This window comes from Paenibacillus pinistramenti (genome assembly GCF_005869875.1).
In the GTDB taxonomy this organism is placed as follows: domain Bacteria; phylum Bacillota; class Bacilli; order Paenibacillales; family Paenibacillaceae; genus Fontibacillus; species Fontibacillus pinistramenti.
The window spans coordinates 90554-109353 of sequence record NZ_VAWG01000008.1; the positions used below are offsets into that span (position 1 = coordinate 90554).

General features: G+C 55.0%; 18 protein-coding genes and 2 pseudogenes. 13 read left to right on the plus strand and 7 right to left on the minus strand.

Annotated features, from left to right (window positions below; genetic code table 11):
* Positions 1 to 11 precede the first annotated feature (11 nt).
* The 3 genes and pseudogenes from FCN15_RS11370 to FCN15_RS11380 all read left to right on the plus strand — a co-directional run.
* Complete coding sequence (locus FCN15_RS11370) at positions 12 to 263, plus strand: hypothetical protein (protein ID WP_138495132.1); 252 nt, start codon at positions 12 to 14, stop codon at positions 261 to 263.
* 182 nt (positions 264 to 445) lie between these two features.
* Positions 446 to 787 (plus strand): annotated as a pseudogene (locus tag FCN15_RS19700) (transposase); the annotation flags it as partial.
* Positions 788 to 794: 7 nt separating this feature from the next.
* A pseudogene (locus FCN15_RS11380) lies at positions 795 to 1451 on the plus strand (group II intron maturase-specific domain-containing protein); the annotation flags it as partial.
* Positions 1452 to 1549: 98 nt separating this feature from the next.
* On the opposite strand, the gene FCN15_RS11385 reads toward FCN15_RS11380, so the two are convergent.
* Positions 1550 to 2095 carry a DUF2062 domain-containing protein gene (locus FCN15_RS11385; RefSeq protein ID WP_138495133.1) on the minus strand — a complete coding sequence of 182 codons (546 nt, stop codon included), beginning with the start codon at positions 2093 to 2095 and terminating at the stop codon, positions 1550 to 1552.
* Positions 2096 to 2248: 153 nt separating this feature from the next.
* Positions 2249 to 3001: an oxygen-insensitive NADPH nitroreductase gene (gene nfsA / locus FCN15_RS11390; protein WP_138495134.1), complete on the minus strand. Its 753-nt coding sequence runs from the start codon at positions 2999 to 3001 to the stop codon at positions 2249 to 2251.
* 432 nt (positions 3002 to 3433) lie between these two features.
* Here nfsA and FCN15_RS11395 point away from each other — a divergent pair, with 432 nt between their 5' ends.
* Positions 3434 to 3634, plus strand: a complete 201-nt coding sequence (locus FCN15_RS11395) for a cold-shock protein (protein ID WP_138495135.1) — start codon at positions 3434 to 3436, stop codon at positions 3632 to 3634.
* Positions 3635 to 3710: 76 nt separating this feature from the next.
* Positions 3711 to 3944 (plus strand): cold-shock protein, encoded by a 234-nt coding sequence (locus FCN15_RS11400; protein ID WP_138495136.1) that lies wholly within the window; start codon positions 3711 to 3713, stop codon positions 3942 to 3944.
* Positions 3945 to 4015: 71 nt separating this feature from the next.
* On the opposite strand, the gene FCN15_RS11405 is transcribed toward FCN15_RS11400, so the two are convergent.
* Entirely contained in the window at positions 4016 to 4519 is a 504-nt protein-coding gene (locus FCN15_RS11405; protein ID WP_138495137.1) for a CcdC family protein, read from the minus strand.
* 200 nt (positions 4520 to 4719) lie between these two features.
* Here FCN15_RS11405 and FCN15_RS11410 point away from each other — a divergent pair, with 200 nt between their 5' ends.
* The 4 genes from FCN15_RS11410 (at position 4720) to cysW (ending at position 8827) form a co-directional block, all read left to right on the plus strand.
* Complete coding sequence (locus FCN15_RS11410) at positions 4720 to 5802, plus strand: lactonase family protein (protein WP_138495138.1); 1083 nt, start codon at positions 4720 to 4722, stop codon at positions 5800 to 5802.
* 198 nt (positions 5803 to 6000) lie between these two features.
* Entirely contained in the window at positions 6001 to 7041 is a 1041-nt protein-coding gene (locus FCN15_RS11415; protein ID WP_138495139.1) for a sulfate ABC transporter substrate-binding protein, read from the plus strand.
* 56 nt (positions 7042 to 7097) lie between these two features.
* Positions 7098 to 7937 (plus strand): sulfate ABC transporter permease subunit CysT, encoded by an 840-nt coding sequence (gene cysT, locus FCN15_RS11420; RefSeq protein ID WP_138495140.1) that lies wholly within the window; start codon positions 7098 to 7100, stop codon positions 7935 to 7937.
* Positions 7938 to 7960: 23 nt separating this feature from the next.
* Complete coding sequence (gene cysW, locus FCN15_RS11425) at positions 7961 to 8827, plus strand: sulfate ABC transporter permease subunit CysW (protein WP_138495141.1); 867 nt, start codon at positions 7961 to 7963, stop codon at positions 8825 to 8827.
* A 161-nt stretch (positions 8828 to 8988) separates the two neighbouring features.
* Here the strand turns inward: cysW and FCN15_RS11430 are convergent, their stop codons facing one another.
* The 3 genes from FCN15_RS11430 to FCN15_RS11440 form a co-directional block, all read right to left on the minus strand.
* Positions 8989 to 9819, minus strand: coding sequence for a carbohydrate ABC transporter permease (locus tag FCN15_RS11430; RefSeq protein WP_138495142.1), 831 nt, complete (start codon positions 9817 to 9819; stop codon positions 8989 to 8991).
* Positions 9819 to 10691, minus strand: a complete 873-nt coding sequence (locus tag FCN15_RS11435) for a carbohydrate ABC transporter permease (protein WP_138495143.1) — start codon at positions 10689 to 10691, stop codon at positions 9819 to 9821. The genes FCN15_RS11430 and FCN15_RS11435 overlap by 1 nt, the downstream gene beginning before the upstream one ends.
* Positions 10692 to 10777: 86 nt before the next feature.
* On the minus strand, positions 10778 to 12100 hold the full coding sequence (locus FCN15_RS11440; RefSeq protein ID WP_138495144.1) for an ABC transporter substrate-binding protein: 1323 nt from the start codon (positions 12098 to 12100) through the stop codon (positions 10778 to 10780).
* A 201-nt stretch (positions 12101 to 12301) separates the two neighbouring features.
* On the opposite strand from FCN15_RS11440, the gene FCN15_RS11445 reads away from it, so the two are divergent.
* Positions 12302 to 14119, plus strand: coding sequence for a sensor histidine kinase (locus FCN15_RS11445; RefSeq protein ID WP_238996637.1), 1818 nt, complete (start codon positions 12302 to 12304; stop codon positions 14117 to 14119).
* Between the two features lie 63 nt (positions 14120 to 14182).
* The gene (locus FCN15_RS11450; RefSeq protein ID WP_138495146.1) at positions 14183 to 15739 is read left to right on the plus strand and encodes a response regulator transcription factor; all 1557 of its coding nucleotides are present in this window, start codon (positions 14183 to 14185) and stop codon (positions 15737 to 15739) included.
* 107 nt (positions 15740 to 15846) lie between these two features.
* Here FCN15_RS11450 and FCN15_RS11455 read toward each other — a convergent pair whose 3' ends face one another.
* A complete protein-coding gene (locus FCN15_RS11455) occupies positions 15847 to 16788 on the minus strand; it encodes a hypothetical protein (protein ID WP_138495147.1) in 942 nt (313 codons plus the stop codon).
* Between the two features lie 113 nt (positions 16789 to 16901).
* Between FCN15_RS11455 and FCN15_RS11460 the strand changes: the two genes are divergently transcribed.
* Together FCN15_RS11460 and FCN15_RS11465 are read left to right on the plus strand one after the other, a co-directional pair.
* Positions 16902 to 17612 (plus strand): DUF421 domain-containing protein, encoded by a 711-nt coding sequence (locus tag FCN15_RS11460; protein WP_138495148.1) that lies wholly within the window; start codon positions 16902 to 16904, stop codon positions 17610 to 17612.
* A gap of 267 nt (positions 17613 to 17879) precedes the next feature.
* The gene (locus tag FCN15_RS11465; protein ID WP_138495149.1) at positions 17880 to 18713 is read left to right on the plus strand and encodes a sulfite exporter TauE/SafE family protein; all 834 of its coding nucleotides are present in this window, start codon (positions 17880 to 17882) and stop codon (positions 18711 to 18713) included.
* The last annotated feature ends 87 nt before the right edge of the window (positions 18714 to 18800 follow it).

Below are 18800 nucleotides of genomic sequence, written 5' to 3' on the forward strand. Positions count from 1 at the left end.
CTATCATTGATTTGGCGCAGATTCTGCCGCACACCATCGGATATCCCTTTACTTATTGGTCGCTTTCTAAATTGAAAGAAGCGGCCGAAGAACGAGGCCTGGTTTCGTCAATTTCTATTGAAACGATAAGGGTTATTCTAGACGAGGCTCAAATTACGTACCAACACACCAAGACATGGAAGGAATCGACTGACCCTGAATTTGAAGTTAAAAAAAACGAATCGAAACGCTCTACGAATCGTCTCCAGCAGACGAGCGCGTAATTTGTATGGACGAATTTGGCCCTCTTTCTCTTCAGCCCTATCGAGGGAAAGGCTGGTTTCAAAAACGTCGTCCGAATCGGTTACGCGCTACGTACACAAGACCACATGGAGTGCGCCATCTCCTTGCAGCACTTGATTTGAAGACGAATAAATTATAGGGTCACGCCTCTAAAACGAAGAAACACGCCGATATTCTTCGTTTCTTCAAAGTGCTCCGAAGACGCTTCCATCGTTCGGAAAAACTATACATCATCCTCGACAATTTCTCGCCGCATCATCACAAGAAAGTGAAGGCCTGGGCAAGCGAAAACAACGTAGAGTTGGTTTTTACGCCAACGTATGCCTCGTGGTTAAACCGAATAGAATGCCACTTTGGCCCGCTTCGAAAATTTGTACTGGAGGGCAGCGACTTCTCCGAACATAAAGATCTGGGTTCAGCCATTCAAGCATATCTTCGTTGGCGAAATAAAAACCAACGTCATACCGCTATATTACGTGAGCAAAATAAGATCAAGGTTGTCTGATGAGGCACTAGCGAACATTCTGTTGGACGATCTAGATAAAGAACTGATGAAGAGGGGCTTGCGATTCGTCCGCTATGCAGACGACTGCAATATCTTTGTTGCGAGTAAACGAGCAGGCGAACGGGTCATGGAATCGGTCACTCGATTTGTGGAAGGAAAGTTGAAGCTGAAAGTGAATAGGGACAAAAGTGCGGTAGACAGGCCGTGGAACCGCAAGCTACTGGGTTTCAGTTTCCTGTCTAATAAACAGGCAACGATTCGCCTAGCCCCGAAGACGATCTCCCGGTTTAAGGAGAAAATCCGAGAACTGAAGAATCGCACCCGCGCCATATCGATGGAAGAGCGGATTTCACGATTAAATCGTTACCTCATGGGCTGGATTGGCTACTTCCGGATAGCTTCTGCCAAGAACCACTGTGAAAGAATAGACCAGTGGATTCGAAGGAGATTGCGAATGTGTTTGTGGAAACAATGGAAACGAGTGCGAACCCGAATTCGCGAGGTGCGAGCACTCGGCGTTCCGGAGTGGGCCTGTTTTGTTATGGCCAATTATAGACGAGGTGGGTGGGGAATGTCCCGAAACACAAATAACGCCCTTCCGACTTCCTACTGGGAAGCGAAAGGGCTGAAAAGTTTACTTTCTCGTTACATGGAGCTTTGTTAACCTTTTGGAACCGCCGTATGCGGACCCGCATGTACGGTGGTGTGAGAGGACGGGGGGTAGCCGCCCCCTCCTACTCGATTTTCAGCTCATGGTACGGCTCAGCTCGAAACAGTCTCCGACACGAGCATTCTCTTTCTTCTGCGCTTGGCCTGCCGGCGCTTATGATTCCGGTTGTGGAAGAACTGGATGACATAATAGGAAATGAAGGCAGACAGGATGCCAAAGATCGTCATGCCGATCAGGATGTGCAGACCGCCATGCAGGATGGCTTTGACGGCTTCGAAATTGCCCTGAAAAATATCCAGGATCGAGGCCTCCTTAACGGTGGCAGATCCGGAAGACGATGGATAAATCCACTCGCCAAGCTTCTTCGCAAACGGCATCAAGATGATCGGCAGGAAGGTCAGCTTCCCGACCACGTTGCCGATAATGGCGGCGGGTATGGAGCCTCCGGCCATCTTAACGACAGGATAGAAGATCAGATAAACCAGACAGGCGGTCGAAATGACGATCATCTCCAGGCCGAAGCCGATGGAGAAGCCGAGCGATATCTTCTTCACCCCGCCCGGAGTCCGGAACAGGCGGAGAAAATTAAGCTTGAAAGCCCTGTATATACGGTTTGGAAAACTCTTTTTGTTTCTCATCCTGCAAAACTCCTGTCCATCACATGTGAAGAAATCTAATTTGAATCTATATCTCTGTTCAAATAAATTCAAATAAATCGTTTCTTATATTTATTATAGCACAAGAGGAGCTTTGCTGTTACCGGGGGCATATTCCAGCATGGTCCAGTTTGGTTATTTCAGCTTAAAGCCTTGCTGCTCAAGGTATTCGCGCATATGAGGCCGGGCCAGCCCTGTAATCTTGTCCGCCATTAACCGGGTCCAGGCCGTATCCCGTGCACCGCCGGTCCGTTCGGAGATATACTGAATCATTGTCTTGTCATAGGCCTCAAGATGGCGGTCGGCCTCCTCCTTGTCGTAACGGTCGGTATGCAGCACCGCTCCGACAGGCAGGCGGGGACGGCTCACCGGCTCCTGATCCGGGTAGCCGAGGCACATGCCAAATACCGGATAGACAAGCTCAGGCAGCTCCAGCAGCCCGGTGACCTCGCCAATCCGGTTGCGGATTCCGCCAATGTATACTATTCCGAGACCCAGAGACTCGGCGGCGACGGCGGCATTCTGGGCCGCAAGCGAAGCGTCGACGGTGCCGATAATGAAATTCTCGGTCAAGCCTTCGTGGCTTTCAAGCTCAGGCATATAACGGACGGCTGCGTCTTTCAAGCGGTGCAGATCGGCGCACCAGACCAGGAAGACAGGACATTCCTGCACATAGGCCTGCCCGCCGCAGAGCTGGGCCAGCTTGGCTTTGCGTTCCGGATCCGTGACTGCAATCACGCTGTAGGCTTGAACATGGCTCGAGCTGGACGCCATTTGTCCGGCGGCCACAATCTGCTCCAGGGTGGAGCGGTCCACCGGGCGGCCGGTATATTTTCGTATTGAACGGTGCTTCATCAGCAGCTCAATTACAGCATTGGATTCATTCATGTTTAATCAGCTCCCAGCCAATCATTTTCTTTCCTTTAATTAAACAACAGGGGAGAAACGGAAGCAAACAAGACCTGGTCCGTCAACTAATCTGATTTATAAATTTTAAGCTTTTTAGGTCTTCTTATTAATGAAGCTGCATAGGATAAAGAGAACAGCGCAGGGGGCGGAACTTTGGATAAGCAGGCTCGTTTGCTTTTTTCTGGGAGGAGCGGTATAATATTATTAATTGTTAACAGTTCTTAAGCGATATTCACCTCGATATTCACCTATTGAAAAGAGTGTCACTTTGAAGATGGAACTTTTTTCAATGTGTGAATTTTTTTTTGCTCTGCCAGATGAATTTATGGGCTCCTTCCGGGGAGATTGGGGTTCAGCTGCATTGATAAGGAAAAAGGGAACATATTAATTTACTTGAGGAGGAATTCATCCATGGAAACTGGTACAGTGAAATGGTTTAACGCAGAGAAAGGCTTTGGTTTCATCGAGGTTGAAGGCGGTAACGACGTATTCGTACACTTCAGCGCAATTACTGGTGAAGGCTTCAAAACCCTTGACGAAGGCCAACGCGTTCAATTCAATATCGTTCAAGGCAACCGCGGCCCACAAGCTGACAACGTTGTTAAACTGTAAGCATGCCGGAGAATTCTGCCCTTAACTTGAAAGTTAAGGGCAGTTTCTTTTTTTATTCTGACCTAGGAGGGAAAACATGAATTACCGTAAAAAAACGTCTGAAGAAATACCCCAGGAGCTTACGCCAATTTGGTCCTGTACCAGTGACGGATGCAACGGCTGGATGAGGGATAACTTTGCGTTTGACTACACTCCCGTCTGTCCATTATGCTCAGCATCCATGGAGAAGGGAACCAAAATGCTTCCCCTTCTGGTCAACAATAACAGCAGTAAGGATCCCAAGAGGGGCGTTGCTATACAGAACCCTTAAGGCTGACCGGCAGGAAGGAAAAGCCGCAGGCACCACTCGGTGCGCTGCGGCTTTTTGCCGTTGCTTGGGCCTCAGTTGCTCTGAGCCTGCGGCGGGTTAATATTATAGTATTCCCTGAGCATATACAGCCGCCAGCGGGTAATCATCCCGAACGCAAGCAGGAAGAAGATGCCGGCTGTCTGCGGAATGGAGACGTAATCCTGAACCACTTCATGCAGCAGCAGCCGCAGAACGAGCAGTCCCAGCAGGATAAAGGCAAAGCCGGCAGAGCGCTGGACGTAGACCTCGCTGTCTTTCAGCTCGAACTTTGTTGTCTTGATCAGCGGATAAGAGAAAAGAAGCCAGCCTACTGCAAAAGCGATCAATCCCCACCAAAAGGGGATGCGGGTAGGCGGATAGACAAACATCAGTGCCCCGGTGGCCATGCCGACGGGCGGGATGATGATTTTTCGGATCGTAACAGGTCTGCTGCTTGCCTTCAAACGCACAAAGATGACGGACAGGGCAATAAAGGCGGTCATAACCGTTACCAGAATCCGCAGGGTATTTGGACCAAAAATCGTGGTGACGTCCATAAGGGTCTTCCTCTCTATACTAAAGTTAATAGGGGTGACAGGTCCACTGCCGGAGCAGAACGCAATCATTATAGCATATCCTGCCAGCGACTTCCTGTTTCTGATTCTGACGTCTGCATTTCGTTTCAAGGGGCGGGATGGTATATTTTTCATGCGGGATTTTATTCATCCATTATTAGGAAAAGGAGTGCAATGCTATCATGCCTGCTCAATCAGATTCGAACCACTGGAAGTTCTACATAGGTACCTATTCGGCGGCAGATCAGCCGGGAATTCATCTGGCTTCTGTCGATCAGGGCACCGGGGAAATGCACATTCTCAGCAGCACGGCCGGTGTGGAAAATCCCTCTTTCCTGGCGGTCCATCCGGAAGGCCGCAATTTGTATGCGGTTACGGAGACGGAGGAAGGAGAAGTTGTGAGCTATGCGATCGGGGAGGACGGAAAGTTAACCGAACAAAAACGGCTGCCAACGGGCGGGGAGCACCCCTGCCATGTTGCCTTTGCGCCGGATTCGTATCTGGTGACGGTCAACTACTCGGGCGCGCAGGTCAGCAGCTACAAGCTGGATGAGACTCACAGCCTCGAGGCACTGGTGTCGAGAGTGCAGCATACGGGCAGCGGTCCTAATTCAGAACGGCAGGAAAAGGCGCACACCCACTCCGCCATTCCGGATGCGCAGGGCAGGTTTGTCTATGTCTCGGACCTGGGCCAGGACAAGATCGTGATCTATAAGCTCGCAGAGGGCCGGCTGGAGCCGCATGAGGAAGTGAAGCTGGCCGGCGGCACAGGACCGCGCCATTTCGTGATCGACAGAGAAGGCAAGCGTGCCTACGGCATTGACGAGCTCAGCAGCACGATTACGGTTTATGCACTTGAAGCGGAAGAGGGCCGGCTGACGCCTATCCAGCGGATTTCTACGCTGCCAGAGCATGTGAGCGCGCAGGACTGCACGGCTGCGGATCTGCATTTTTCAGTATGCGGCAGTTATTTGTACGGCTCTAACCGGGGCGGCTCGGACAGCCTGGTCCGGTTTGTCGTTGACCGTGAGAGCGGGAAGCTGGGCAGCCCGGCATGGTTTGACTGCGGCGGGAAGACGCCCCGGAACTTTGCGGTTGTGAACGAGCGGCTTCTGCTGTGCGCGAATCAGGACGGCGGCGGAATCAGCTCCTTCTTCATTGACCCGGCGAGCGGAGCCCTTACAGCGACCGGCTATACGCTCAAGGTGGGCAAACCGGTGTGCATCGCCGGATGGCGGCAGGGAAGCCCGGAAGAAAAGGTTTGACAACGTTCGGAAGGCCGCTTTAAAATGGCAGATAAGATAGTCGACTAAACAGGTAGGATTTAAGAGAATAGGCAATTTACAGAGCAGAATGAGGGAAGCGGCGCCTGACGAGCACGGACGCAGCCCGGTTAAACCAAAGGGCGGGCGCAGACTCATTCTGTTTTTTTTACGGGAGCGTTAGATAGAGGGGTGAAACGGTTGAAGAAAGGTTTAAAGAAGGCTGTTCTGGCAGGGGTTGTCTTAAGTCTTACGGTGGCGGTTACGGCCTGCGGCTCCGGGGGAACAACCGGGGCAAACAGTAAAACGATTAAACTGCTTAACGTTTCATATGACCCGACGCGTGAATTGTATGAAAGCTACAATAAAGCTTTTGCAGCCTATTGGCAGGAGAAGACAGGCCAGAAGGTGATTATCCGGCAGTCCCACGGGGGCTCGGGCAAGCAGAGCCGCTCCGTCAATGACGGGCTGAATGCGGATGTTGTGACGCTGGCGCTCGGCTATGACATCGACGCGATCCAGAAGGCCGGATTAATTGATGAGGGCTGGCAGAGCGAGCTGCCGCTGAACAGCGCCCCGTACACCTCGACCATTGTGCTGGTGGTCCGCAAGGGCAATCCGAAGGGCATTAAAGACTGGAACGATCTGATCCGGGACGGCGTGCAGGTCGTGACTCCGAATCCGGAGACGTCGGGCGGAGCAAGATGGAACTATCTGGCGGCATGGGGATACGCGATGCACCATAACAACAACGACGAGGAGAAAGCCAAGACGTTTATGAAAAAGCTCTACCAGAACGTGCCCGTTCTGGACACAGGGGCGCGCGGCGCCACCACCACCTTCGTCCAGCGCGACATCGGCGACGTGCTGATCGCCTGGGAGAACGAAGCGCTGCTCACCCGGAAGGAGCTGGGAGAGGATAAATTCGACATCGTCTACCCTTCCGAAAGCATTCTGGCCGAGCCGCCGGTGGCGGTCGTGGACCATAATGTGGACCGCAAAGGCACCCGGGAGGCGGCCGAGGCCTATCTGCAGTACCTTTACTCGGAAGAGGGGCAGACGATTGCCGCGGAGAATTTTTACCGTCCAACTCTAGAAAGTGTGAAGGAGAAGTTTAAGGACAAGTTCCAGGACCTTAAGCTGTACACGATAGATGAGGAATTTGGCGGATGGGCCAAGGCGCAGAAGAAGCACTTCAGCGACGGCGGCATTTTTGACCAGATTTATACGCCCGGGAAGTAGCGGGAACTGAGGGTGATCACGAATGGATGGAAAGTTTGAACAGGGAGGGATGAGCCATGAGAGCCGCACCGGCATCGGCATCCAATAGGGGGATTTTGCCCGGCTTCGGAATCACGATGGGCTTCACGGTCTTGTATTTAAGCCTGGTTGTGCTGATCCCGCTTTCGGCACTGCTCTTTAATTCTACAGGCCTGACCTGGGCGAAGTTTGCGGATGTCGCCGCGGACCCCCGGGTTATGGCGTCTTACAAGATCAGCTTTCTGACGGCGGGGGCTGCGGCGCTGATTGATACGGCGCTGGGACTTCTGCTGGCCTGGGTGCTGGTCAGATATGATTTTCCCGGAAAAAGCATCTTCGACGCGCTCGTCGATCTGCCGTTTGCGCTGCCCACGGCGGTAGCCGGCGTCTCCTTGACCTCCATCTACGCCAAGAACGGCTGGATGGGCTCGTGGCTGTCGAAGCTCGGCATTGAGGTGGCCTTCACACCGCTCGGCATCATCGTCGCGCTGATGTTCATCGGCATTCCGTTTGTCGTCCGGACGGTGCAGCCGGTGCTCCAGGAGCTGGAGGCCGATGTAGAGGAAGCGGCGGCGACGCTGGGATCAAGCCGGGCGCGGACGTTCTTTGCCGTCATTCTGCCGCAGCTTGCCCCTTCGCTGATTACCGGCTTTGCGCTTGCCTTTGCGCGCGGGATCGGGGAATACGGCTCGATTGTGTTTATTTCGGGCAATATGCCGATGAAGACGGAGATTGCGCCGCTGCTGATTATGTCCAAGCTGGAGCGCTTTGATTACGCCGGAGCAACCGCGGTTGCGATTATTTTGCTGCTGATTTCGTTCCTGCTGCTGTTCGGAACCAACATGCTGCAGCGCTGGGTTCGGAAATACGCCGGATAAATCCGGAAGTGGAGGGATAACAAATGGCAGGAACAGTTCCGGCATTAAAAAGAGCTCCAAACACGCCGGCTGTGCGCAGCCGCGGCACGGCCCCGTCCAGAACGGTCAAATGGGTCCTGATTGGACTGGCCGGTTTAGTCATGTTATGGCTCATCATTCTTCCCCTGCTGTCCGTGCTGATCGAAGCATTGAGGCAGGGGCTGGGCGTTTATTTTGCCGCCATTACCGACCCTGACGCGCTGTCGGCACTGCGGCTGACGCTGCTGGTTGCGCTTATTACCGTGCCTGTTAACACGGTGTTTGGCGTAGCTGCCGCCTGGGCGATTACGAAGTTCCGCTTTAAAGGCAAAGGGCTGCTGTCGACGCTGATTGATCTGCCTTTCTCCGTATCGCCTGTGGTGGGCGGCCTGATTTATGTGCTGATCTACGGGAGAAGGGGCTGGCTCGGCCCATGGCTGGATGATCATAATATTCATATTATTTTTGCGCTGCCGGGCATCATTCTGGCTACACTCTTCATTACCTTCCCGTTCGTGGCCCGCGAGCTGATTCCGCTGATGGAGGACCAGGGCCAGCAGGAGGAGGAAGCGGCCGTCACGATGGGCGCCAAGGGCTGGAGGGTATTCTGGCATATTACGCTGCCCAACATTAAATGGGGTCTGCTGTACGGCGTTATCCTCTGCAACGCCCGGGCGATGGGCGAGTTCGGCGCCGTATCGGTGGTGTCCGGCCATATCCGGGGCGAAACGAACACGCTGCCGCTGCACGTCGAGATTCTGTACAATGAGTACCAATTCTCGGCCGCCTTCGCCGTGGCTTCGCTCCTGCTGCTGCTTGCGCTGGTCACGCTGATTGTAAAGGCCTGGTTCACGCGGAAGCACGGCCATTAACGGGCCGGGGAGACTGACCGGGGAGCCTGCCCGGACACAGGAAAAGAGAGCTTTCACCCTGAGCGTCATTGACGCGGGTGAAGGCTCTCTTTCTTTTTGCACAAGGGCGGATCGCCGCTGCTGCATTTATGCTTACTGGTTTCTGGCTTCTGCTTTCTGCTTTAGCCTTTGACGGCGCCGGCTGTGAGGCCGCTGACGATGTATTTTTGGCAGAACAGATAGAGAATGAACACCGGCAGCGAGGTCAGCACCAGATCGGCGAAGATCAGGTTCCAGTCCCGGCTGTATTTGCCGTAGAAGTTGTACACCGAAAGCGGCATCGTCCAGTCCGAGCTGTCGGTCAGGAAGTACAGCGGAATCGTGATGTCGTTCCAGACGGACATGAAGACCATGATCGCCACCGTCGCGTTAACCGGGAGGATGAGCGGCGTGACGATTTTGAAGAAGACGTGGAGCGTGTTGGCGCCCTCCAGAAAAGCCACCTCATCCAGTGCCTTCGGAATGGAGCGGATAAAGCCGCTGTACAGAAATACGCTGAACGCCGTATTAAGCGACGCATAAATCAGAATAACGCTGGTGATGCTGCCGTAGAAGCCGAGCCACTGGACTACACGGATCGTGGTGATCGTGGACATCGGCGCAATGAGCCCCATGAAGAAGAACATATACAGGAAGTTCGCCAGCTTCGATTCCCTGCGGACCAGAATAAAGGCGGCGGCCGACGAAGTGAAGATGTTCAAGATAGAAGACACGCCCGTAATCAGAATTCCGTTCAGGAAGGCGCGTCCAAGTCCTCCCTCCCGGAAGACCATGGAGTAATTCGAGAACAGCCATTCTTTCGGAAAACGGAGCGAGAACTTCAGTACCTCCGTGCTGTTCATGAAGCTGCCGAAGATCATGATGAGCAGAGGCAGGATGATGGCCAGCGAGACCAGAATCAGGAAGCCTTCGACCAGATAACCGCGCCAGGCGAGTTTGCGTGTATAGCTCATTATTCCGATACCTCCTTGCGGCGCATAAAGATCAGCAGCGGGATGGCGATGACGGTTACTGCGGCGAACAGCAGCGTGTTAACCGCTGTCCCGAGGCCCCAGCTGCCCTCGCCGAACGAACGCAGAATGATGGTGCCGACCACCTGGGACGAATTGCCCGGACCGCCGCCGGTGAGCACGAATACCTCGGAGAACACCTTGAGGCCGCCGATCAGCGTAAGCATCAGGTTGATGTTCAGCGCGGGAAGCAGCAGCGGCAGCGTGATGCTGCGGAAGCTTCTCCAGGCGCCGGCGCCGTCGATGGTGGCGGCTTCATAATACTCTTTGGAGATGGACTGGAGACCGGCCAGGTAGATCGCCATCTGGAAGCCGGCCTGCTGCCAGATTGACACCAGGGCGATGGTCCAGATTACGACGGAAGGGTTGGTCAGCCAGTTCTGGCTGAGAAAGTGAAGCCCGACCGCATCCAGGATCCGGTTGATGGTGCCGTCAGCGCGCAGCATAGGCGTGAACACAATGCTGATGACCAGAATGCTCAGAATCGACGGGGAATAGAAGATCGCCCGCAGAATATTGCGCGTCTTAAGCCGCATGTTCAAGCCGACGGCGAGCGCGATTCCGATCAGATTTTTGCCGATTACGGTTGCTATGGCAAAGATCAGCGTATTTTTGATGGCGAGCAGCAGGGTTTTGTCCGTGAAGATCCGCTCGAAGTTGTCCCAGCCGATAAACTTGATGGCCGTCCGGTCCAGCCGCCAGTCCGTGAACGAATAGTACAGGCCGGCGATGGCCGGGATGACGAAGAAGACCGAATAGATCAAAAGCGCCGGCCAGGCCAGGTAATAGGAGTACAGCTTGCGCGATATTTTCATCCTTCTCTCACACCCCATCCTTAAAGCGGGATTTAAACAGGGGGCCTGCGCGGCCCCCGTTCATTTACCGCATCTAGTTAGTCTAGTTAAAAGCCTTCGATCCCTTTATCCTTCATGAGCTGCTGGAACTTGTCATCCCAGGCCGAGAGCACGCCTTTTGGATCCTGCCCTCCGGCGAACTCGTCCTGAAGCAGGCGGTACAGCTCGCTGCGGTCAACCAGCATGTAGGCGTCGGTGGTCAGCACGGTTTTCTTAGGCGTAATGTAGTTGTCTACGATCTCCTGCTTGTATTCCGGCAGCTCCGGTGTCTGCACGTCGTTCAAATTGGACACGTATTTCTGTTCGTTCACGATCTTCTGGGCGACATCCTTGGAAGCAATGTAATCCAGGAACTTCTTGGCTTCTTCCATGTGCTTGGCTTTCTTCGGAATGAAGAGCTGGCCGCCGAGCGGGCTGGCGCCGAGTTTGGCATCATCAGTATAAGGAATCGGGAACAGCCCGAGGTGCATGTTCGGATCTTTCGTAACGACGTCCTGGATGAGCCAGTCGCCCATAAACATCATGGCTACTTCCTTGTTCAGGAATTTGCCGACCGCCATATCATAACTGTCGCTGAGAATGTCGGCGTTGGTGTAGCCTTTTTTATAAATGTCATACTGCTGCTGAAGAATGGTCTGGAACTCCGGTACGTCGGACCACTTCTTCTTGTTGGAGTTGATATCGTCAAACAGCGTCGGATCATTCTTGTCGGCATAATCGGCAAAAGCGGCTGCCGGCCATACGTTAGCGGCCCAGTTGTCTTTATAAGGCATAAATACCGGCGTGATGCCCGCTTCTTTGATCTTCTCGCAGACTGCGAGGAATTCATCGTAGTTCTTCGGAATAGACAACCCCAGCTGCTCAAAAATATCCTTGTTGTACACAACGCCCTGCATGCCGGTATCCTGGCTGACGTGGAAGCTGTAGACATGGCCGTAGGCGGAGAGCACGTCTTTGTTCAGAATGCGGCTGACCCAAGGCTCGTTGTCGAGAATTTCGAAGTTCCGCTCCAGGTTAAGGTCAGTTGTCGCACTGGCAAGATTGTACTGGATAATGTCAGGCGTCTCGTCGACAGCCAGCTTGGTCTGCAGCACGGTTGCGGTCTGCTCGGCCGGGAGCAGCTGCAGATTGACCTTGATGCCGGTTTCCTTCTCAAAAGCATCCAGCAGATCCTGCTGAACAAACGCCGAATCCTGCGAGCTCTTGGAAATGGCCAGCTCAATTTTCACATTGCCGCCGCTGCCGCTGCTGTTATTGCCGGATGCTGCGGAGCTGTCTGATTTGGAATTGCCGGAGCCGCAGGCAGCCAGAGAAACAGCCATCATACCCGCCAGCAGAACTGCCGAAGCCTTCCTCGTTGTCTTATTCATGTGATCTCCCCCTGAGATTAGTGAATGGTAGTAACGAACCAGTGAATCCGCTTACACCGATTGATTATAGAGACGATGCAGGTAAAGGTACATGTTTCTGGTTTACTCTTTGTGTGTAATATCCTGAACCTGCAAGAATGGGTTGTCCGGCTGCCATTTTAGTTGTAAAGTATGAGAAACACAAGGCCGGGGGGAGTTGGAGTGGTTTTTGGCAAGGGGATAATCAGGGTCCGCCGCGGCCAGACAAGCCTGCAGACCAGGTTCTTTCTGGCGTTTGGGGTGCTTCTGCTGATCGTGGTCGGCTGCTTCACCGTCTATGTAAATGTTGTGGTCATAAAGCCGCTCAAAGCCAGAAGCGAGAATGAAATGCAGCTTGCGGCGGCCAAAATCAGCGATCAGCTGGACCTGTACGTCAGCAGCCAGAACGAGCTGTCCCAGCGCATACTGGCCAACACGCAGGTGTATACGCTGCTCCCGAGAGGAGGAGATTCGCCGCCTCCTTTGGAAGGGCTTACAATCAACCGGAAGCTGCGGGAAGTGATGTTCCAGGCGATCGGCCCCAGCATGAATATTGAGGATATGGCGATTTATGATGCGCAGGGCAGTCTATTGACCTCGTACATCGGCAATTCCGGCAACCTGTCCTCGCTCGTGTTGTTCCTCGAGGACAGCTGGAAATTTCCGAGCTGGTCCGAAAGCGCGTATGCGTTATACCGGCCGGAGTCCGGGCGGGTTTATTTTCTGCGCACCATTATGAACCAGAACGGGCAGGTATTCGGCTATCTGTCCATTCAGCTGAAGCAGGAGTACCTGAGCAGGGCGGCTGTCGGAAGTGCGGGCAGCGACGTCTATGTGCTGGACCCGGACGGGCAGCTTGTCTATGGCTCATCTGTGCTTGAGGATGGTGAAGGTGAAGGGGAAGGGGAAGGAAACGGGAAAATCCCTTCGTTTGACAAGCCGAAAGCGGAAGAAGGCGTCTACCCGGGCGGCCGGATGACTTATGTCGCCTACCACCGTTCGGCCGAGACAGGCTGGACGACGTACATGGTGATTCCGAGAAAGGTCGTGCTCGGACCGGTGAACTCGGTCAAATATCTCTCGATGCTGCTGATTACCTCGCTGATTCTGTTCTCTGCAGCGTATCTCTACGTCTCGGCGCGCAACCTGCTGCTGCCGATCCGGAAGCTGCGCAAGCAGATTCTGCGGATCAATTACAGCAATATGGACATGAAGGTGGAGACGCGCTCCTCCAACAACGAGCTGCTCATGCTGAACGAGGCGTTCCGCGAGCTGCTTGAGCGGCTGCAGGTGTCCATCGAGCGGGAGAAGCAGGCGGTGCATGAGGAGGCGAAAGCGCGCAACTCGGCGCTGCAGGCGCAGATTGCGCCGCATTTTATTCACAACACGCTGTACCTGATCAGCATCGCCGCACAGGAGGGGAAGAATGAGGTTGTCTCGGATATGTGCAAGCACCTGTCAGACAGCCTGCGGTATATTGTTTCTTCTCCGTATGAGCATGTCAGTCTGACGCAGGAGCTGGAGCATGCCAGGCATTATCTGACGCTGGTTCAGCATAATTTTGAAGAAGATCTCGAGTGGATCGTCGATGCAGACCCTGTGTTTGACCAGATCAGGCTGCCCCGCCTCGTTATTCAGCCCTTTGTGGAGAACTGCATCGAGCATGCCTTTAAGTCCGAAGACCCGCCGTGGAGAATTGAGGTCAGGGTGAAGCTGTATAACGGCCTGTGGGCTCTGGAGATAAGGGATAACGGCACTGGGTTCGAGGCGGACAAGATCCGTGAAATTTTGGAGAACGTGAATGCAGGCTGCGCGCAGGACGGGGAGCAGGGGACCGGGCTGGACTCGGCCGGCATCGGCAACATGGGAATCGTCAACACGGTGCACCGGCTCAAGCTGATGTACAAGAACCGGCTGTTCTTTAACCTCTACAATCACTCGGAGGACGGCGGAGGAGCAGCAGTTCAGATCATCGCGTCGCTGACGGAGGATTTTTATTAGGAGGCTGCCGGGCGTCTTTGTCTTAGGAAAAAAAGGTACGAAAGTGGAGGGAGGGGCTGCATCATGTATACCGCAATTATCGCTGAAGACAGCAAGCCGATCCTGCGCCATATTCAAAGGCTGCTCGAATCGGCCGGTCTTCCGGTCCGCCTGGCCGCCACCGCCGCAAACGGGCTTGAAGCGCTCGAAATTCTCAAGTCCCAGCCTGCGGATATTCTTCTGACGGACATCCGGATGCCCAAGATGAACGGGCTGGAGCTGATTGAGCAGGGCAAGCTCGTCTGCCCCGGACTCCAGACCGTGCTGATCAGCGGGTACAACGATTTTGAATACGTGCGCAAGGCGCTGAATCTCCAGGCGTTTGATTACCTGCTGAAGCCGCTGGAGGAGAGCCAGTTCAGCCAGGTCATGCAGCGGCTCGTAGAGCAGCTGGATGCGCAGCGTCAGATGGACCGCAAGCTGCTTGAAGGCGTTGTCGAGCCTGAATTTCTGCCCACAATGGCGCTCGGCGCTGAGCTGTATGCCGCAGATAAAATCATGCTGCTGGTGCGCAGGCAGCCCTTTACTCCGGGGGCGGAGCAGTGGCGCGCACCAGAGATGCGCGCTTCCCTGGAACAAGCCTGCGCGCCCTGCGGCTGCACCGTGCTCCCTGCAGGCCGCCCGGAGCAGTTTATTGTGCTGGCGGGCGCAGGGGATGCAGGGATTCCGGGGAATGCCGGGATCAGCGCACCGGCATCCGCCGGGGCCTGGGGCCTGGCGGTGCAGAGCCGGCTGCAGCAGCTCGGCCTGCGGGCGGCCGTGCTGGCCGACCACCTGCCGGCGGGTATTCAGCCGCTGGTGTCGGTCTATGGCCGGCTGGACCGGGCCATGAACGGCCGGCTCACAATTGCCGGGGAGCTGGCGCAGCCTGCGGAGGCAGACAGGGAGGGCGGCGCGGCTCCGGGAGACGCAGCGGAGACGGTCGCCGTCCGGACCCAGCTCGCCGACCTGATCGCGCAGCGGAACAAGGAGCGCTTTCTGCTGCTTCTGCGCCAGCAGCTGCCGAAATGGCTGAGCCGCTCGGCCCGGCTCTGCGAGCTGGAGCGCTCCGTCCGCTTTCTGGCGGAAGCCTTCGCCGCCGTGCCCGGGACGGACAGGGACAGCCCGGGCGAATCCGGCTGCAGCAGCCCGGCTGAGGAAGCGGGGCAGTTCATGGCGGGCGAAAGCCTGGAGTCGCTTGGCGAAGAGCTTCTGGCGTGGGCCGGCCGGAAGTTTGAGGCGCTCCAGGAGCCCTGCCGGAAGAGCGGCGAGGAGCTGTTCGGCCAGCTCGACCGCTATTTGCGGAGCCGCCTGTACGCCCAGCTGTCCATCGGCGATGCGGCGCAGCATTTTCATGTCAGCCCGTCCTATATCAGCCGGATTGTCAAGCGGTACACAAGCGACACCTTCGTCCACTACTACATGAGTCTTAAAATTGCTGAAGCCCGCCGCCTGCTCGCTACAGGCCCGGATGTCAAGGTCAAGGACGTTGCGGAGCTGCTGTGCTTTGCCGACCAGCACTATTTCTCCAAGGTATTCAAGGAATATGCAGGTTACAGCCCGAGCGAATATAAGGACGCCTGTGGAACAGGCATGCGCTGACCCGTAACGGGAAATATGCGCCTGGCTGCAGCAGCAAAAATAAAAGACAAGGCCCCCTGCCGGTTAACAACAAGCGGCAGGGGGCCTTGTCTATTCTATTCATTCCCTCATTCGCGGGAATGAAGGACGGAAGGCTCTAAATCTTTCTCCAGCGAAGACGCCTGGGATGAATCTGCAGGCTGCGAAGATCCGTCCAGCCCGGCCAGCTCGTAATGCCCGGCGAACGGCCGGGATTTGCGCGGTTTGCCCTGGTTCCAGAAGCCCAGCGGGAACAGCAGAAGCTGGAGCGTGAGCGTATAGGGCGCGGCTTCCAGCCCGGCGCTGTGTACGGCGAACAAAGCGGCGATCAGCAGCGCCAGCCAGCGCTGCAGGCCTGCGCCGGGAGCGGGCCTCCGGCTGACGAGCAGGGCATGTCCCAGCATAAGCAGCGAGAACAGCCCCGAAGCGGTGCGCATGACCAGGCAGGCGATCGTCCAGGCGTAGTCCGGCGCATCGGACGGCGGGAGATCCGCGAGATCCAGCGCCAGCCAGACGCCAAGCAAAACGCCGGCAGCCACAAGCAGAAAGGGCAGGGCCGGCTGCAGCAGCCTGAGCAGCGAACGTCCCCAGCCCGGCTGCTCGGCAGCTTCCAGCAGCGCCTCATATTCCTCCGCAAGCTGATGCGCTTCGCGGTTCAGCAGGCGCAGGAGCGGCTCCAGCCTTGAAGCGTCTCCCCGCTTCAAATAAATGCCGATCTGCTCGCGGAGATTGGAGGAGCTGTAAGGCGCTGCCTGGCAGGACAGCAGGCTGTCTGCCAGCTCCGCGTTCTCCGCCAGCTCCTCCGGCCCCTCCAGGCCGTCTTGTCTGGCAAGCTGCCGCCTGATTTCATAACCGGCGGTTCCAAACCGTTCCAGGCTCTCCCGGAGCCTGCTGAGCCGCGCTTCCTCATTTCTCCGCCAAAACCGGGCTGCCGTTACATACAGCCAGACGAAGAGAAGCACGGAAGCTATAACCGCAGCGGCCCGCAGCGGATACTGATCCATCCAATTCAGCCAATCCGTAAGGAACACCAAGCTCACTCCTCTTGACTCTAATATTTCCACTATTGCACAAGAATGCATGCGAATTCAAGCACAGCGGGTATATAAATTACAAGCTGAATGTAGCGAGGAGGCGTTCCTGTATGATGATAGGCGAAATCACCGTTAAGCTGATCGTCGGCTTTCTGGGTCTTTGGGTGATGACAAGATGGCTTGGCAAGAAGGAAATTTCCCAGCTGACCCCGTTCGATTTTATTTCTTCCATTATGCTCAGCGAGCTGGTCGGGAACACGATTTATGACGAGGAAGCCAGTGTGGTGAAGCTGTTGTATGCACTGCTGCTGTGGGCACTGCTGTCCTACCTGTTTGAAAAAGTAACCCAGCATTTCCGCAGGCTGCGGAAAGTGATGGACGGCAGGCCGGGCGTCCTGATCCGCGGCGGCAAAGCCGATTTGAAGGAAATGCGCCGCAACAGCGTGGATTTTGATCAGCTGCGGATGCTGCTGCGGCAGCAAAATATTTTTTATATCGGCGAAGTCGAATATGCCCTGTTTGAGGCCAACGGAACGCTGAGCGTGATGAAGAAGTCAGAATCCGAGACGGTAACACGCGGGGACTTGAAATTACCGGAGCAGCCTCCCGCGCTTTCTTATAATCTGATTGAGGACGGGGAGATCATCGAGGAGAACCTCAAGCTCATCGGCAAAAATAAAGCCTGGCTCATGAACGAGCTCCAGGAGAAGGGATATGCAGACCTCAAGAACATCGCTTATGCGGAATGGCAAAAATCCGAGGGACTGTACATTCTTGAGCATAAAGAAGACTCCGGGTGGGAGCCTAAAGAGGACTTGTAAGCCTCCTCTGGGGCTTCTTCTTCTTTTTTTTTGCTGGAATTCGGCGCCATTCGGAGCTGAGACTTATCTATTTTACGAGGAAGTGACATAAAGATTAAAAATCAAGATAAACTATTTCGAAAAGAAACTTGGGGTAAAGTAATTTAATTTTTGCGGAATATAATGATCTGATTTGCTTTCATGATATAATGTGGCGACATACAAAGCAGAGATACGGAATTTGAAGGAAGAGGAAGGAAGAGGAAAGAAGAGGAAGGAGGGCCAATATTGACGGCTGAAGTGATTGAAATTTTTCTGATTGCCATCCTTGCAGGGGTGGTGGGCTCCATTCTCGGCCTGGGGGGCGGGATTGTCGTTACGCCGGCGCTGACGCTGCTGTTCGGGGTGGACATCAACCATGCCATCGGGGCCAGCATTATCTCCGTTATCGCGACCTCCAGCGGCTCGGCGGTTGCCTATATCCGGGACAAAATCACGAATATCCGGGTGGGCATGTTTCTGGAAGTCGCTACAACCGTAGGGGCGATTACCGGCGCTTTTCTGGGAGCCGTCATCGCTCCGAAATTTCTGTACGTCATCTTTGCGGTACTGCTTCTCTACTCCGCGTATGCCATGGTCAAGAAGGCCAGCCAGGAAGTCCCGCAGAATGTCCCGCTGCACCCGATTGCGCAGAAGCTGCGCCTGCAGGGGGAGTATTACGACAAGGCGCTGGGGGAGACCGTTGCTTATAACGTGGACCGGGTGCCGCAGGGGTTCGGCGTTATGTACGGCGCGGGCGTCATCTCCGGCCTGCTCGGCATCGGCAGCGGGAGCTTTAAGGTTATGGCGCTGGACGTCTTTATGAAGATGCCGCTTAAAGTATCGACGGCTACAAGCAACTTTATGATGGGCGTAACGGCGGCGGCGAGCGCGGTCATTTATCTGTTCCGGGGAGATATTGATCCGGTTATTTCAGCACCGGTAGCGCTGGGCGTTCTGATCGGCGCGACGGTGGGTTCCCGGCTTATGCAGCGCATGAAGAGCAGAACGATCCGCAAGCTGTTCATTCCGGTCATGATTTACGTCGCGGCGCAAATGCTCTACACAGGCTGGAGGGGTTAAGCATGGAGGAAGCGAAAGCGAAGGCAAAAGCAGACGCAAATGCAAATGCAATAACAGGAGCGGAAGGGGAACAAGCCGCCAGCCGCA

Coding starts and splice junctions, on each gene's coding strand:
- FCN15_RS11385 (WP_138495133.1), bottom strand. CDS start 2,095: ATGAGAAACAAAAAGAGTTTTCCAAACCGTATATACAGGGCTTTCAAG.
- nfsA (WP_138495134.1), bottom strand. CDS start 3,001: ATGAATGAATCCAATGCTGTAATTGAGCTGCTGATGAAGCACCGTTCA.
- FCN15_RS11395 (WP_138495135.1), top strand. CDS start 3,434: ATGGAAACTGGTACAGTGAAATGGTTTAACGCAGAGAAAGGCTTTGGT.
- FCN15_RS11400 (WP_138495136.1), top strand. CDS start 3,711: ATGAATTACCGTAAAAAAACGTCTGAAGAAATACCCCAGGAGCTTACG.
- FCN15_RS11405 (WP_138495137.1), bottom strand. CDS start 4,519: ATGGACGTCACCACGATTTTTGGTCCAAATACCCTGCGGATTCTGGTA.
- FCN15_RS11410 (WP_138495138.1), top strand. CDS start 4,720: ATGCCTGCTCAATCAGATTCGAACCACTGGAAGTTCTACATAGGTACC.
- cysT (WP_138495140.1), top strand. CDS start 7,098: ATGAGAGCCGCACCGGCATCGGCATCCAATAGGGGGATTTTGCCCGGC.
- cysW (WP_138495141.1), top strand. CDS start 7,961: ATGGCAGGAACAGTTCCGGCATTAAAAAGAGCTCCAAACACGCCGGCT.
- FCN15_RS11430 (WP_138495142.1), bottom strand. CDS start 9,819: ATGAGCTATACACGCAAACTCGCCTGGCGCGGTTATCTGGTCGAAGGC.
- FCN15_RS11435 (WP_138495143.1), bottom strand. CDS start 10,691: ATGAAAATATCGCGCAAGCTGTACTCCTATTACCTGGCCTGGCCGGCG.
- FCN15_RS11440 (WP_138495144.1), bottom strand. CDS start 12,100: ATGAATAAGACAACGAGGAAGGCTTCGGCAGTTCTGCTGGCGGGTATG.
- FCN15_RS11450 (WP_138495146.1), top strand. CDS start 14,183: ATGTATACCGCAATTATCGCTGAAGACAGCAAGCCGATCCTGCGCCAT.
- FCN15_RS11460 (WP_138495148.1), top strand. CDS start 16,902: ATGATGATAGGCGAAATCACCGTTAAGCTGATCGTCGGCTTTCTGGGT.